Origin of the sequence: Agrobacterium sp. ST15.13.013 (genome assembly GCF_027956525.1) — a bacterium.
GTDB classification, from domain to species: domain Bacteria; phylum Pseudomonadota; class Alphaproteobacteria; order Rhizobiales; family Rhizobiaceae; genus Agrobacterium; species Agrobacterium salinitolerans.
In genome coordinates, this window is record NZ_JAQKGP010000003.1 from 141511 (window position 1) to 157383 (window position 15873).

Annotated in this window: 10 protein-coding genes and 1 tRNA gene; 8 read left to right on the top strand and 3 right to left on the bottom strand. The window is 60.8% G+C overall.

The window, feature by feature from the left end:
• Positions 1 to 142: 142 nt before the first annotated feature.
• Both PL597_RS04375 and PL597_RS04380 read right to left on the bottom strand, forming a co-directional pair.
• Positions 143 to 1807: an ABC transporter permease gene (locus PL597_RS04375; RefSeq protein WP_269826049.1), complete on the bottom strand. Its 1665-nt coding sequence runs from the start codon at positions 1805 to 1807 to the stop codon at positions 143 to 145.
• A 78-nt stretch (positions 1808 to 1885) separates the two neighbouring features.
• Entirely contained in the window at positions 1886 to 5659 is a 3774-nt protein-coding gene (locus PL597_RS04380; protein ID WP_271364648.1) for an ATP-binding protein, read from the bottom strand.
• A gap of 315 nt (positions 5660 to 5974) precedes the next feature.
• Here PL597_RS04380 and PL597_RS04385 point away from each other — a divergent pair.
• The 3 genes from PL597_RS04385 (at position 5975) to PL597_RS04395 (ending at position 8679) form a co-directional block, all read left to right on the top strand.
• Positions 5975 to 6051: transfer RNA gene (locus PL597_RS04385), tRNA-His, on the top strand.
• 277 nt (positions 6052 to 6328) lie between these two features.
• The gene (locus tag PL597_RS04390) at positions 6329 to 7942 is read left to right on the top strand and encodes a Ppx/GppA phosphatase family protein (protein ID WP_271364649.1); all 1614 of its coding nucleotides are present in this window, start codon (positions 6329 to 6331) and stop codon (positions 7940 to 7942) included.
• Positions 7939 to 8679, top strand: coding sequence for an RlmE family RNA methyltransferase (locus PL597_RS04395; protein WP_191217058.1), 741 nt, complete (start codon positions 7939 to 7941; stop codon positions 8677 to 8679). Before PL597_RS04390 ends, PL597_RS04395 begins: the two co-directional genes overlap by 4 nt.
• 107 nt (positions 8680 to 8786) lie before the next feature.
• Here the strand turns inward: PL597_RS04395 and PL597_RS04400 are convergent, their stop codons facing one another.
• The gene (locus PL597_RS04400; RefSeq protein WP_271364650.1) at positions 8787 to 10184 is read right to left on the bottom strand and encodes an MDR family MFS transporter; all 1398 of its coding nucleotides are present in this window, start codon (positions 10182 to 10184) and stop codon (positions 8787 to 8789) included.
• A gap of 210 nt (positions 10185 to 10394) precedes the next feature.
• On the opposite strand from PL597_RS04400, the gene PL597_RS04405 reads away from it, so the two are divergent.
• The 5 genes from PL597_RS04405 to PL597_RS04425 all read left to right on the top strand — a co-directional run bounded on the left by PL597_RS04405 (position 10395) and on the right by PL597_RS04425 (position 15872).
• Positions 10395 to 11396, top strand: coding sequence for an MBL fold metallo-hydrolase (locus PL597_RS04405; RefSeq protein WP_271364651.1), 1002 nt, complete (start codon positions 10395 to 10397; stop codon positions 11394 to 11396).
• A gap of 284 nt (positions 11397 to 11680) precedes the next feature.
• Positions 11681 to 13186, top strand: coding sequence for an IMP dehydrogenase (gene guaB, locus PL597_RS04410; RefSeq protein ID WP_271364652.1), 1506 nt, complete (start codon positions 11681 to 11683; stop codon positions 13184 to 13186).
• Positions 13187 to 13298: 112 nt separating this feature from the next.
• Entirely contained in the window at positions 13299 to 13700 is a 402-nt protein-coding gene (locus PL597_RS04415; RefSeq protein WP_162520487.1) for an MAPEG family protein, read from the top strand.
• 149 nt (positions 13701 to 13849) lie between these two features.
• Positions 13850 to 14878 carry an alcohol dehydrogenase AdhP gene (adhP, locus tag PL597_RS04420; RefSeq protein WP_077983357.1) on the top strand — a complete coding sequence of 343 codons (1029 nt, stop codon included), beginning with the start codon at positions 13850 to 13852 and terminating at the stop codon, positions 14876 to 14878.
• A 118-nt stretch (positions 14879 to 14996) separates the two neighbouring features.
• Positions 14997 to 15872 carry a dienelactone hydrolase family protein gene (locus PL597_RS04425; RefSeq protein ID WP_271364653.1) on the top strand — a complete coding sequence of 292 codons (876 nt, stop codon included), beginning with the start codon at positions 14997 to 14999 and terminating at the stop codon, positions 15870 to 15872.
• Position 15873 lies beyond the last annotated feature (1 nt).

Sequence of the window (15873 nt, forward strand, 5' to 3'; positions counted from 1 at the left end):
AACGCAGGGCCGTCAAATTTTTGATAGCCGGGACTGATAATTTCCATATGGCGAGATTGTCCCCCTTTCTCTCGTTGAAAAGCACAACTCATTCAGGCGGCCGCAAGGCCGCCTTTCTTTTTGCCGCAAAGGCTCGCGCCACTCAGCGATTTTCGGGATGATCCATGGATTTCGAGACGAGAAGCACGGGAATAAGTCCGGCAATGATGATGATGATCGCCGGCACGGCCGCATCCTGCACCCTTGCGCGCGACGCATCCTCATAAACCAGCGTGGCCAGCGTGTTGAAGCCGAAAGGCCGGAGCAGGATGGTGGCCGGCAGTTCCTTCATGGATTCGATCAGGACGAGTAGAAAAGCCGTCAGCGCTGCGGGCCGCATGTTGGGCAACAGCACCTTGAACAGCGTCTGTGTCCGGTTGCGCCCAAGCGTCCGCGAGGCCATGTCGATATGCGGAGAGAGCTTGTGGAAACCGGCATCGAGCGTACCCTCCGCCATGGTCATGAAGCGCACGGCATGGGCGTAAATGATGGCGAAGGCGGTGCCGGAGAGCAGCAGCCCGGTGGAAAAGCCGAAATGTGCGCGTATGAAGCTGTCGACGCCATTGTCGAGGCTGGCCAGCGGAATGAGGACGCCGATGGCAAGCACGGTTCCCGGCGCGCCATATCCCATGGAGCCGAGGCGCGCCGCCACTTTTGAGAGGCGCGAGCGCTCGGTGCGGATGGCATAGGAAAACACGAAAGCGGCAATCAGGGTCACGAAGGCGGCAGAAAGCGAGACTTCGAGACTGTGTCCGAGTGCTTTCAGAAGCTTCGGCGCAAACAGCGCATCGAGCCTTCTGGTGGCGTAACCGCCCAGCACGATGACGGGAATCAAAAAGCCGCTCGCCACGGGAACGAAGCATAGAAGGCTCGCGCCCCAGCGCCGCCAGCCGGCAAGCACCTTCAGCCGGTGGCGCTGCGCCATGCTTGTCGCTTTCGGCGCGCCGAAACGCTGCTTTTCCCGCGCATTGCGTTCGATGACGATCAGCGCACCGACGATGACGAGGATGACGGCGGCGATCTGCGTCGCATTGGCGAGGTTGCCGCGATTGAGCCAGGTTTCGTAGATGGTGAAAGTCAGCGTCTGAACGCCGAGATATTCAACCGCGCCGATATCGTTCAGCGTTTCCATCAGGACCAGAGAAAGCCCGATGGCGATGGCCGGCCGGGCCATCGGCAATTGCACGGAGAAGAACACGTTCAGCGGTTTTGCGCCAAGCGTGCGGGCCGCTTCGGCCGCAAACCGTCCCTGCATGGAAAAGGCGGCGCGGGCCGAGAGATAAACGTAAGGGTAGAGGACCGAGCTCAGAACGATCACGGCGCCGCCAAGCGATCGTATGTCCGGAAACCAGTAATCGCGGATGCTGTGATACCCGAAAGCGGCGCGCAACGCGCTCTGCACCGGGCCGGTAAAGTCGAGAAACTCGCCAAACGCATAGGCGGCGAGATAGGAAGGGATGGCGAGCGGCAGGACGAGCGCCGCGGACAATAACCGCCGCAGTGGAAATTCGAAGGTGGTGACAAGCCAGGCGCAGACGATGCCGAAGAAAGCCGTCGTCGCGGCCGTCATCCCCAAGAGCAGGAAGGTGCGAAACCCGGCGCGCGGCAGGACATTGACGAGAAGATGCTGCCATCCCTCCGTGTTGCCCGTCAGCGCCAGCCAGAAGATCGCCAGAATGGGCATGGCGGCAATGGCCGCGACGATGACCGCCGTGATGGGCAACACCGAGAAGCGTCTTGTTGCCGGAAGGGAAACCGTCATGGACATGCCAGTCTACTGTCGTGCAAAGGCCTCAACCGGCGACCATGGTGCCGGCGGCTCTCGCATTGCTACGCCCGCATGGCCTCAGTTGGCAAGAACCCGCTGCGACGGAAAGGTAATTTCCACCAGCGTGCCTTCATTCGGCGTGGAGGTGATGGAGAAATTCGCCCGGTTGGCGTCCACCATGGCTTTGGTCAGCGGCAGGCCGAGTCCGGTGCCGTCACCGCGTACACGCTTGCCGGACGAAGCCACTTGCCGGAACGGCTTCATCGCCTGTTCCAGTTCCGCCCGGGTCATGCCGATGCCGGTGTCGCGAATGCGCAGCGACACGCTGCCATTGGCCTCATAGGCGGTGGACACCACGATCTGGCCGCCGGAAGGCGTGAAGCGGATGGCGTTGGACAGGATGTTCAGCACGATCTGCTTGATCGAACGCAGGTCGGCGACGATTTGCGGCACGGATTGCGCAAGCGCGGTGCGGATGATGACGCGCTGGTTATTGGCCTGCGGCTGCACCAGCGAGACCGCCTCGGCCACCGTTTCATTAAGCGGCACGGCAATGAAATCCACATCCATCTGCCCGGCCTCGATCTTGGAGATATCGAGCAGATCGTTGACGATGTCGAGCACATGCCGGCCCGAACGGCCGATATCATTGGCATATTCCACATAACGCGGATTGCCGATCGGCCCGAAACGCTCGGTCGCCATCATGTCGGAGAAACCGATGATGGCGTTGAGCGGCGTGCGGATTTCATGGCTGACGCGCGCCAGGAAATCAGTCTTGTGGGCATTGGCGGTTTCCGCAGCCCGCTTGGCGTTGCGCAGTTCTTCTTCCGTGCGCTTCCACTGGGTGATATCGCGGATAACCACGCAATAGCCATGCGAGGATTTTAGCCGGCCGATGGTCATGAACAGCGGCAGGAAGCCGCCGGAGGCTTCGCGGCCGATCACTTCGCGGCCGTCGTTCAGCACGCTGGCGACACCGTTATTGGCAAGGCCGGAGAGATAATCCAGCACGGCGCGCTGGCTCTCATGGGCAAAGAGGGTGACGAAAGGCTTGCCGGCGATTTCAGCGTTGTCATAGTTGAACAGCGCGCTGGCGGAACGGTTGAGCGAGCGGATTTCGCCTTCGTCTCCCAGAAGCACAACCCCGTCGGTGGCTGTTTCCAGAATGGAATGCAGCTCCTCCACTTCCCCCTGCAACAGGGAGAGGCTGCCTGCTTCCGCACCTTCGGCGTCGCCAGTGGCAATATTTTCGTTGGCTGCTGCAACCGGCGCCTGCTTTTCCTCAAGCGGCACCAAAGACAGCATCAGCGCCTTGGTCTCTTCCCAGCGGATAGACTGCAACCGCGCCTTGACGGGAATGATGTCGTTTTCGGCGCTCACGACCACCATGCCGCCTTCATTGTCCGGCATTTCTTCCAGCTCCTGCCGCTGCAGCAGCGCTTCCAGACCCCCCACCTCTTCGAGTTCGTCGAGAGAACCATAGCCTGTCAAGCGCAGGAAATCCGGATTGGCGTGGATCAGCCTGTCGCCGGCATGCACCAGAAGCGCCACGGGCATCTGGTCCAGCGTCTCGGCCGTCAAGGCATTCGCGGGGCGAACGGATGGGCTGACCATGGCGGCGGCAATATCGGCAGCCGGCCGCTCGTCAGCCGCAGGTTCCTGCTTTTCGTCGGAACCGCTTTCATCCGCGGATGCACGAATGGCCGCAGGCTGCTCGCCACGAACATAATCGGCGAAAAGATCGTCTTCCTCCGCGGGCTCGGTTTTATTGCCGTCATTTTCCGTTTCGGAGGGCGCGCTTTCCGAAGCATCCGCATCGATATCCCGCTGGATATCCTGCATGATCGGCTCAGCGGAAATGGCCTCCTCATCCGTTTCCCGGTCTTCTTCGCAAGCAGCATCCGCCGGCGCAAGGGCTCTGCCGATTTCGCGGAAGGCGGCCTGCTCGCCTGCGGTCAGCCCCTCGCGGGAGCGCGAGCGGCGCTCCTCCAGATGGACGACCTTGTCGGAATAGGCCGGTTCCAGAGCGGGCGCCGCAACCGGCGCTTCGAATTCCGGCGGGGTATAATCATGGTGCTGTTCTTCTGCCGAAACCACGTCCGATGCACCATCCGCCGCATCGGCTTGCGTTACCGGGGCCTCATCATCAGCGATGGAACTTGCGTCTTGCGCCGCGTCGTCATCCTCATCGATAAAGGCCAGCAATTCGTGGCTTTCATCCTCGATGGCGTGCTGCGGCAGGGCTTCCGCGGGATCTGCCTCTTCGCCGTTGAGGAAGGTCAGGCCGGTGGCATGCGGGTCTTCGGCGGCGTCGGCAAGCCGCACGATGCCGAAACCGCGGAAACCGTCGAATTCGCGGGAGCGCGTATAGGTGGGCAGGGCGGCAAGATCGATCGGCACCATCAGCGATGTGCCTTCCACCGGCCAGTAGATCGTCTTGCCCGACCATGTGTCGCGTCGGCCGAGAAGCTCGCGGATCTTGCCGTCGGGATCGAGATTGAACAGGGCCGCGACATCGGCAAAGCCCATGCCTTCAACGGCAGCCGCCTTGGCGCCCACCGCCTCCGCGAATTCATGCGAGATCGAACTGAAGCGTCCTTCCGCATCGATTTTCCAGACGAAACGGGAAGCGCGCGCACCGGCATTGAAAACAAAAGGCTGCGCTTCTGCGCCAGCGCCGACATCCGTCTCTTCGGTCTCCGTCTCCGCCGCTACCTCCTCATCCGCCGCAGGAGCAGCTTCTGAGGGCGCGGTTTCGACGATTTCATCGTCCGCGACTGCGTTTTCTTCGGCTTGAGCCTCTTCCGCAGGAGCATCGGCGATTGCTCGCTCGGTTAAGGGCGCTTCTGCTTCATCCTCATCGAGTTCGAAAAGATCGGCGATGTCGTCCGTCATCGCCACATTCGCAGCGGTGTCGGCGTCCTGCGCGGAAAGGGCCGCCGGGGTTTCCGTTTCGTCTTCCGGCAGGGACAGGACGCTGTCGTCATCCTGCTGCGCTGGCGCTTCTTCTTCGGGATCGACCGGCAGTTCCTGTACCTCTTCCACATCCTCGATGCCGGCAACAGCGTCGAGCACGGAATCGAAGGAGGTTGCAGCGGCAACAGTCTCGGTCTCCGCAACCGGCAGGGCTGGCGCTTCCTGCGGCCTGTCTTCGAAAAAACCATTGACGGGATCGAGTGTTCCCAGCGCGGTTTCGACCACGAACATCAGGTTCAGTTCGGGCGATGTCGCGATCTGGCCGGTGGCCGCGGGCAGATAACCCTTGCCGGTCGGCACCGGCCGCTTGACGAGATGGCCGGGCTGTCCGGCCGCCATCTTCACCAGCGTCCGCGCTGTGTGGGGCGTAATACCGAGAGAAGAAAAGCCGGGGGAAGCAGCGACAATCTCGTTCTCGCCGTTCAGAACCGCCATATGGATATCGGGGTCGTCGAACCCTTCGATCATGCGCCGGGCGCATTCCGCCGTGTCGGGTGCGGCCTGGTCGGTGAGGGCGGAAAACAGGATGGCGGGCTGGCCGGGTTCGGCCTCGATGACTTCCGCGCGCGCGGTAACGGCAAGGCTGCGGAAACCCGAGGTGATGCGAATGGTAAACGGCAGGCTGTCGCCCGCTTTGGAAAGCCGCGCCGCCGCGGCCGCCAGTTGCCGGAAGGTCACGTCCTGCGGTTTCGGGCCCTGTTCCAGAAAATCATAGACCATCGGCGTGCCAAACAGCGCCGCACCCCGGCCATTGGCCCAAAGGGCGTTTTTAAGGTCGAGCGAGAACAACGCCATGGCCTCGCCGCGCCCGAAACCGTCACGCACCCGTTCATGCACTGCGATATCGATAAAGGGATACTGGACGGCGGGCATGTCGAAACCTATTCTGGCACTACCGGACCTCGCGGGCTTTCGGCTTCCTCATGAAGCTCTAAACGTAAACCCGCCGAGGCATCACGTTAACAGAATTTTAAATAACTTCACAGGGCGATCCGGTCCACCATCCGCCGGATGAATCGCCAAATAGAGTTAACGTCAACAGGCCGCCGCGGCCTCTTAGTGACAATCCGGCCCATTGAAAAGAGCTTGCCTTTCTTCGCCTTTTTTCGCAAAATTCGAACAGGCACTTGCAAATGGGCAAAACACCTTTTATGTCACCCCCCGTGACGCCGCTTCGGCGTTTCATGTGCGGTTGTAGCTCAGTTGGTTAGAGCGCAGGTTTGTGGCACCTGAGGTCGGTGGTTCGACCCCACTCAACCGTACCATTCCCCTCTCCCAGTAAGTTTATATGTCACAAGGACTTACCGGGAGAGGGGAGTATTTTCTCCACATTGGTGCCCTTTCATGACTTGTGGGTGTCCGCGCAAGGCCCGGCGACGAGCTGACCTGCCTTCCGATTTCGAAAGCATCCGGAAATCATAGCCGCGATCGTGACGATGCTCGCCCAGCCTTGGCGAGGCATCAGCCCTTCCCACAAGACGCCTGCCAAAAACCATTTGGCTAAAATCGCTTGCGCTGGTATTGTCGGCCCAACGAAACCTTATGAAAGCCAGCAGCATAGCGTCTACGCTTGTGCGCGGCGAAATGGACAAGACAGTGATCGACCCCGGAAACGGCCCAAAGCCGTCGGAACAAGGGGCGTCGGTGGCGAACAAAGGGAAAGCGAAGCGATCCCGTCGTGGCAAGAAACACAAGCGTGACGGTCAGCCCCGTGACGCTGCTGTGCTGTCGCATGATGTTGCCGCAGATGTTCCGGCCGGTTCCTCCTACGTATCGGCTCTTGAGCCGGATGCCGAGCCGCGCAAGAGAAAGCGTCGCAGGCGCTCTCGCGGCAAGGGTGCTTCTCAGCAGGCTGCCCCAGCTTCCACCGTGCAGGCGCAGGGTTCAGCTGCAACAGATGCTGCCAATCCATCCTCCGTGCCGCCGGGCGCAGGGCGAAAGTCGCGCCACCGCAAGCGTGGTCATCGCGATCCACAGGGTCGTCCGCTGGTTCCCACCCATGCGCCGAAACACGTTGGCAAGCAGAACGGCCGGGCAGGAGGGGTCGGGCAGGACCCGCATCGGCAATCCGAACTATCCACCCGCCATGCCGGTCGCCAGCACGAGCATGGCCAGGAGCCGACGGCGGATATGTATGCGGCGCTCGATCTCGGCACCAATAATTGCCGGCTTCTAATCGCGCAGCCGACGAGGCCCGGCCAGTTTCGGGTCGTCGACGCCTTTTCGCGCATCGTCCGGCTGGGCGAGGGGCTGGTGTCGAGCGGCCGGCTTTCCGACGACGCCATGGATCGAGCTGTCGAGGCGCTGAAAGTCTGCTCCGCGAAGCTTTCCGGTCGTCCGATCAGGCGCATGCGGCTCATTGCCACCGAGGCCTGCCGCGCTGCGTCGAATGGCGAGGAGTTTCTGGCGCGAGTTACGCGGGAGACGGGACTGAAGCTCGAAATTATCAGCCGCGAGACTGAAGCTCGCCTTGCGGTGTCCGGCTGCGCCTCGCTTGTCGGGCGTGAAGCGCGCTCTGTCGTGCTGTTCGATATTGGTGGCGGATCGTCGGAAATCGCCGTTATCAAGGTCGGGGAAAATCGCTCGAACCGGCTCGCCAATCACATCACCCACTGGACCTCGTTGCCGGTCGGTGTCGTCACGCTTTCGGAACGTCATGGCGGGCGCGATGTGACGCCGGATGTTTTCGCCGCCATGGTGGGGGAAGTCGAAGGGCTGCTCGACGCCTTCCACTGCCCGCCTCTCGCGCCGCAGACCCATCACGAGGATTTTCACCTGATCGGGACCTCGGGCACCGTGACGACGCTTGCCGGCGTCCATCTCGATCTGCCACGCTATGACCGCCGCAAGGTGGATGGCCTCTGGCTTTCCGATGCCGAGGTGACGGCCATGCAGGACAAGCTTCTGGCATGGGATTTCGCGGGCCGCGCTGCCAATGCCTGCATCGGGCCTGACAGGGCCGATCTGGTTCTGGCCGGCTGCGCCATCCTTGAGGCCATTCGCCGCCGCTGGCCGGCGCGGCGCATGCGCGTGGCGGATCGCGGCCTTCGCGAAGGCCTGCTGACGGATATGATGGCGGATGACGGCGCATGGCGGCGCAACCGGATAAGGCGCATGCAGATGGCACGGCAGGACAGGACGGAAGGTTTGACATGAGCAAGGCGCCGACAAGCAACAACCGCACCGGCCGCAAGATCGGCCAGAAGGTCAAGAAGACCAAGCTAAAGGCCTCGTCGCGCCGCTGGCTGGAACGTCATATCAATGACCCTTATGTGCAGCGCGCCAGGCTTGAGGGCTATCGCGCCCGCGCCGCCTTCAAGCTGTTGGAAATCAACGACAAGCATGAGATTCTGAAGGGCGCACGCCGCATCATCGATCTTGGCGCCGCACCCGGCAGCTGGTCGCAGATCGCCTCCAAGGTGACGGATTCGACAGAAGATGACATTCGCGTTGCGGCCATCGATTTCCTCGAGATCGATCCTATTCCCGGCGTGAAAATCCTGCAGCTGGACTTCCTCGATCCGAGCGCGCCGGAAAAGCTGATGGAGGCCGTCGGCGGTACGCCTGATCTGGTGCTGTCGGATATGGCCGCGCCCACCACCGGGCACCAGAAGACCGACCACATCCGCACCATGCATCTGTGCGAAGTCGCGGCCGATTTTGCCGTTCAGGTGCTGGCGGAGGGCGGGCACTTCCTTGCCAAGACCTTCCAGGGCGGCACGGAAAAGCAGCTGCTGGACATGCTCAAGAAGAACTTCAAGCAGGTCTTGCATATCAAACCGGCCTCGTCACGTTCGGAGTCGGTGGAAATGTTCCTGCTTGCCAAACACTTCAAGGGCCGCAAGAACGCGCCGCAGGTCGATGTGGAGGCCGGAGAGGCTTCCGAAGACTAGCGCATCGGACAGAAAGCCATATTCGATTTTTGTCCGTAACGGTGCCCAGATTCAAAGAGTTAAAGCGTCCTTTGTACGCCCAAACGGGCGCACAAAGGACGCTTTAATCACTCCGCCGGTTGCGAGACCTTGCCGCGGTGGCCGGAGACGGCCGCCCCGGCATTGCCGTCCATGCGGATGATCGGCACTATGGCGAACAGCGATACCAGTGCGACGATAGTGAAAGCGATGTGGAAATCGGCGAGCTGCAGGTGCGTGCCGGACATCGTGCTGCTGACTTCCAGAATGGAGGCGGCGAAAGCCACGCCCAGCGCGAGGCTGATCTGCTGCAACACCGACGCCATCGAGGTCGCCTGGCTGGCCTGACTATCCTCGATATCGGAGTAACTCAGCGCGTTCGATCCGGTGAAGAAGAAGGATCGGGCAAATCCCGCCGTGACCAGAAAGATCATGATCAGCGGATAGGGTGTTTCAGGCGTGAAAAAGCTGTTGGCAAGCGTCGTGAACGCGCCGACGATACCGGCCCCGATCAGTGTCGAGCGGAAACCCGTTGCCGCAAACACCCGCTTGGCCATGAATTTCGTGGTGATCGCGCCGATTGCGCCGGCAAAGGTGATCATGCCCGACTGGAACGGGTTCAGCCCGAAACCGATCTGCAGCATCAGCGGCATCAGGAAGGGTATGGCGCCCGTGGAAATGCGGAAAACGGTGCCGCCGACGGAAGCCGCCCGGAAGGTCGCGTTCTGAAAAATGCGAAAATCCAGAATGGGGGCAGGGTGCCGTGCGGCGTGGCGCAGATAAAGAAAACCGCAGATGAAACCGATGATGGTCGAGGCGATGCCGATTGCTGGCGGCAGCGCGGGCAGGCTGACGACGGAGAGGCCGAACACCACGCCGGAGGCGGCGATGCCTGAAAGCACGAAGCCCTTGCCGTCCATCGGCGGCGGATTTGTCGTTTCGATTTCCGGCAGGAAGATCGTCGACAGCCAGATGCCAATGATACCGATCGGCACGTTGATGAGGAAAATCCAGTGCCATGAAAAATAGGTGGTAATGAAACCGCCGATGGGCGGTCCGGTGAGCGGTCCGACGAGCCCGGGGATCGTCAGCAGCGCCATGGCGGAGACGAGTTCGCTGCGCTTGGTCGTGCGCAAAAGCACGAGACGTCCGACGGGCGTCATCATGGCCCCGCCCATGCCCTGCAAAAAACGCGAAAGTACGAATTCGAACACCGAGGACGACACCGCGCAGCAGATCGACCCCACCACAAAAACGCCGATGGCGAAACGGAAGATTTTCTTCGCGCCATATTTGTCGGCCATCCAGCCGCTGATGGGAATGAAGATCGCCAGCGCCACCATATAGGCCGTCAATGCGAGCTTGAGCGTGATCGGGCCGACATGAAGATCGGCGGCAATTGCCGGCAGCGAGGTGGCGATGACGGTGGAGTCCATCTGCTCCATAAAGAGAGCGACTGCCAGGATGAGTGGAATGATGCGGTTCATTGAGGCTGCCTGCGGCTTTCCGCTGCGACAAAGGATATCGCCGTTCCTCCTACGCCTGATAACCCGGCTTGCCAACACGTTAATTATCAATTTCTCAAGTTCCGATCAAACCTGCGTGAGGCCGGTTTTCTTGCAACTTTCTCGCTCTATTGTCCGTTGGGTGAGTTCAGTTGGCAATCACGGCCAGTTGGCGATATCGGGAGTAAGATAATGACCAAATCCTTCAGCATGAGCAGACGTGGCCTCATCGGTGCGGCGGGCGCAAGCGTTCTCGGTGCGCCAATTTTGATGGTGCGCAACGCAAATGCCCAGACCAGCCAGCCGCAGACTTCCATGGAGATAGAACACGCGATGCCACCTGAAACCAACCGCTTCAAACTCGGCAATTTCGAAGTGCTGGTGGTGAAGGATGGCGCACGCGCGGCCCCCAATCCCGGCGAGACCTTCGGCACGGATCAATCGCCCGAGACGGTTGGAAAATTGCTGGAAGACAATTTTCTGCCGAAAGAGCAATTCGTCAATTCCTTCTCGCCGGTCCTCGTCAATACCGGCACCGATCTCGTGCTGTTCGATACCGGCTTCGGAGAAGCCGGGCGCGGTGCGGGCAATGGCCGGTTGATCGAGGGCATGGCGGCCGCCGGTTATACGCCGGAAGATGTGACCGTGGTGGTGCTGACCCACATGCATGGCGATCATATCGGTGGGCTGATGGAAAAGGGTGCTCCGGCTTTTTCCAAGGCGCGCTACGTGTTCGGTCAGGCGGAATATGATTTCTGGACGGATGAGAAACGTGTCGGCACGCCTGCGGAAGGCGGTCACAAGGGCGTTCTCACGAACGTCAAGCCGCTGGCGGACAAGGCGAGCTTCATTGGCGACGGCGCCAGTGTCGTATCCGGGATTACCGGTGTGGCGGCCTTCGGTCATTCGCCGGGCCATATGATCTTCCGTGTCGAATCGGAAGGCAAACAACTCATCCTGACGGCGGATACGGCCAACCATTTCGTCCTTTCCCTGCAAAAGCCGGACTGGGAGGTGAAGTTCGACATGGACAAGGCGGCAGCCGCTGCGACCCGCAAGAAGGTCTATGACATGATCGCCACTGACCGCTTGCCTTTCCTTGGGTATCACATGCCTTTCCCGGCGGTGGGTTACGCGGAAAAGCTGGATACGGGCTATCGTTTCGTGCCGAAATCCTATCAGTTCGACATCTAATGCATGTCGCGCAAAAGTGTTCAGCGGTTTTGCGATAACGACATGCATAAAAACAAGCAGTTATAGCGCGTCGTGTGGGGCAAGGACCCACACGACGCGCTATAACGTCTGCTGCAATGCAGCAACAAAGAAAGCCCGGAAGGCAATTCCGGGTTTTTTCTATTCCCTTCCTGTCATGAACGTGTTACCAGCCCTCGCCAACTTCCAAGCAATCCTTGCAGGGCGCCGGGGTGAACTTTTCGTTCCGGAACGGCCACGCATTTTCAGTATGAAGGAATTTGGTCATGGCACGCATCATTCAAACACCCACTGGTTTGGACGCTCTCACATTTGACGATGTGTTGCTGCAACCCGGACATTCCGAGGTTATGCCGGGACAGACGAATATCGCCACCCGCATTGCCCGCGATATCGATCTGAACCTGCCTATCCTCTCTTCCGCCATGGATACGGTGACCGAAGGCCGTCTTGCCATCGCCATGGCCCAGGCCGGCGGCATCGGCGTCATCCACCGCAACCTGCCCCCCATCGAACAGGCCGAAGAAGTCCGGCAGGTGAAGAAGTTCGAAAGCGGTATGGTCGTCAACCCGGTCACCATCGGCCCGGATGCGACGCTTGCAGAAGCACAGGCCTTGATGAAGGCGCACGGCATTTCCGGTATTCCGGTGGTTGAAAACGGCGGGTCCGGCGGCCACAAGAACGGTCGCCTCGTCGGCATTCTGACCAACCGCGACGTGCGCTTCGCCTCCGATCCGCAGCAGAAGATTTACGAACTGATGACCCGCGAAAATCTGGTCACGGTCAAGGAAAGCAGCGTCGATCAGCAGGAAGCGCGCCGCCTGCTGCACAAGCACCGCATCGAAAAGCTGCTGGTGGTGGATGGAAAAGGCAATTGCGTCGGCCTCATCACCGTCAAGGATATCGAGAAGTCGCAGTTGAACCCCAACGCCACCAAGGATGCGCAGGGCCGTCTTCGCGCCGCCGCCGCTATCAGCGTCGGCGCTGACGCCATCGAGCGCGCGGAGCGCCTCATCGATGCCGGCGTCGACCTTCTGGTCGTGGATACCGCGCATGGCCATTCGCAGCGCGTGCTCGATGCCGTTTCAGTGGTTAAGAAGATGTCGAACTCGGTTCGCATCATCGCCGGCAATGTCGCGACAGCCGACGGCACCAAGGCGCTGATCGATGCCGGCGCCGATGGCGTCAAGGTCGGTATCGGCCCCGGCTCCATCTGCACGACCCGCATCGTTGCTGGCGTCGGCGTTCCGCAGCTCGCGGCCATCATGTCGTCGGTCGAAGTCGCCAATGCGGCTGATATTCCTGTTATCGCCGATGGCGGCATCAAGTTCTCGGGCGATCTGGCCAAGGCGATCGCTGCTGGCGCTTCCGCCGTCATGATCGGCTCGCTGCTTGCCGGCACGGATGAAAGCCCGGGCGAAGTGTTCCTCTATCAGGGCCGTTCCTTCAAGGCCTACCGCGGCATGGGCTCCGTTGGCGCCATGGCGCGCGGCTCGGCTGACCGTTATTTCCAGGCGGAAGTGCGCGATACACTGAAGCTCGTGCCTGAAGGCATCGAAGGTCAGGTTCCCTACAAGGGCCCGGTTTCCGGCGTGCTGCACCAGCTGGCCGGTGGCCTGAAGGCCGCCATGGGTTATGTCGGCGGCAGCAACATCAAGGAATTCCAGGAACGCGCCACCTTCGTTCGCATCTCCAGCGCGGGCCTGCGCGAAAGCCACGCCCATGACGTGACGATCACCCGCGAAAGCCCGAACTACCCCGGCGCGGTTTGATCTTTCGAGGCGAATCCGTAAAAGGATACTGAGTATTTGGCGCTCCCCGATTCATGCCGGATCGGGGAGCGTTTTGATGATTGGAGAAGAAAGCATGTCACCCACGACCGCAATGTTCTGGCCGATGATCGCCCATGTCTTTCTGGTCTTCTGGCTTTACGCGCTCCTGATCGTCCGGCGTAACAAATACACCTTCAAGGATCGCGAGTCCGCGATCAAGCTGCGCGACCGCGGCGAGGAAGCGCGCGAAAGCTATCTGGTGAACCGCAATATCGCCAACCAGTTCGAGCTGCCGGTCCTGTTCCACATTGCGTGCCTGCTACTTTACATCACGGATGCGGACAATATCGTCACCGTCGTTCTGGCATGGCTGTTCGTGCTCTCGCGTTATGCTCATTCCTATGTCCATGTCACCAGCAATCGCCTGCGTCAACGCGGCGCGTTGTTCGGCATCGGCTTTGCGCTGGTCGTCTGCCTGTGGGCATGGCTCGCCATATGGTTGGCACTGGAATAAATCAGCACCGTGAGGTTGCCTCATAAGTGAGACAATCCCGCCTTGCAAAATGCTCCGATTTGCGATGGGTCAATTCCATGACGCCCCATCCCCGCTAATCTCCGCTTGCCGTCGAGGATTTCTGGCGGACAGAGATTAGGGAGTATGTCATGACTAAGACAATGAAGGCGGCGGTTGTCCGCGCATTTGGAAAACCGCTGACCATTGAGGAAGTGGCGATACCGGATCCCGGTCCCGGTGAGATTCTCATCAACTACAAGGCGACGGGCATTTGCCATACCGACCTGCACGCCGCAACGGGTGACTGGCCGGTCAAGCCCAATCCGCCCTTCATTCCCGGCCACGAAGGTGTGGGTTACGTCGCCAAGATCGGCGCTGGCGTCACCGGCATCAAGGAAGGCGACCGTGCCGGAACGCCCTGGCTCTACACCGCTTGCGGATGCTGCATTCCCTGCCGCACGGGCTGGGAAACGCTGTGCCCAAGCCAGAAGAATTCCGGCTATTCCGTCAATGGAAGCTTTGCTGAATATGGCCTTGCCGATCCGAAATTCGTTGGCCGCCTGCCGGATAATCTCGATTTCGGCCCGGCTGCACCGGTGCTCTGCGCCGGCGTTACCGTCTATAAGGGGCTGAAGGAAACCGAGGTCAGGCCCGGTGAGTGGGTGGTCATTTCAGGCATTGGCGGGCTTGGCCACATGGCCGTGCAATATGCCAAGGCCATGGGCATGCATGTCGTCGCCGCCGATATTTTCGATGACAAGCTGGCGCTTGCGAAAAAGCTCGGAGCCGATGTCGTCGTCAATGGTCGCGCGCCTGACGCGGTGGAGCAGGTGCAGAAGGCGACCGGCGGCGTCCACGGCGCGCTGGTGACGGCGGTGTCGCCAAAGGCCATGGAGCAGGCCTACGGCTTCCTGCGCTCCAAGGGCACCATGGCGCTTGTCGGCCTGCCGCCGGGCTTCATCTCCATTCCGGTTTTCGACACGGTGCTGAAGCGCATCACGGTACGCGGTTCCATCGTTGGCACACGGCAGGATCTGGAGGAGGCGCTGACCTTTGCCGGCGAAGGCAAGGTGGCCGCCCACTTCTCGTGGGACAAGCTCGAAAACATCAATGACATCTTCCACCGCATGGAAGAGGGCAAGATTGACGGCCGTATTGTCGTGGATCTCGCCGCCTGATGTGAAAAACCGGAGGGGGCGCTCACGCAAATGTGTGGCGCCGCTCGCCCCCGCCTCGTTCCCCGCCCTGCGATCTGCGCTATCTTTCCGCATCCGCGCGTTCAAGGAGGATAGAGCGATGGACAAGCCCAAGATCACGCAGGCCATGATCGACGCTTACGATGAATATACCCATCTCAGCCTCGACCGCCGCAAATTCATGGAAAAGCTCACCGTGCTGGCCGGGTCAGGTGCTGCGGCGGCGGCCATCGCCCCGCTTCTTTCGGCCAACAGCGCCCATGCGGCGGTCATCGCGGCCGATGACGACAGGATCGTTGCCGAAGAGGTGACCTATCCCGCCCCCGGCGGTGAGATGAAGGGTTACCTCGTTACGCCGAAATCCGCTTCCGGTCCCATCGGCTCAGTTATCGTCATCCACGAAAACCGCGGCTTGAACGATCATATTCGTGACGTGGCAAGACGGGTGGCGCTCGCCGGTTTCCGGGCGCTTGCGGTCGATTTCCTCTCACCGCAGGGCGGCACGCCCGCCGATGAGGAGAAGGCGCGGCAGATGTTCAGCGGTCTCGACATGGATGCGACCGTCGACAATGCCGAAGCGGGCCGGGTATGGCTTGCGGCGCGGCAGGGGGCGAATGGCAAGGTCGGTGCTGTCGGTTTCTGCTGGGGCGGCGGGCTGGTCAACCGTTTCGCCACCAAATCGGCAGGCCTGAATGCCGGCGTCGCCTATTACGGCCAGCAGGCCCCGGCGGCCGATGTACCTGCCATCAAGGCTCCGCTGCTTTTGCACTATGCGGGTCTCGACGAGCGCATCAATGCCGGTATCGACGCCTATAAGAAGGCGCTGGAGGAAAACGGCAAGACCTTTGAAATCTTCGTCTATGACGGCGTCAACCACGCCTTCAACAATGACACGTCCTCGGCTCGTTATGATAAGGCGGCTGCTGATCTCGCCTGGGGGCGGACAACGGAGTTTTTCAAAAAATATCTGGCGTGAT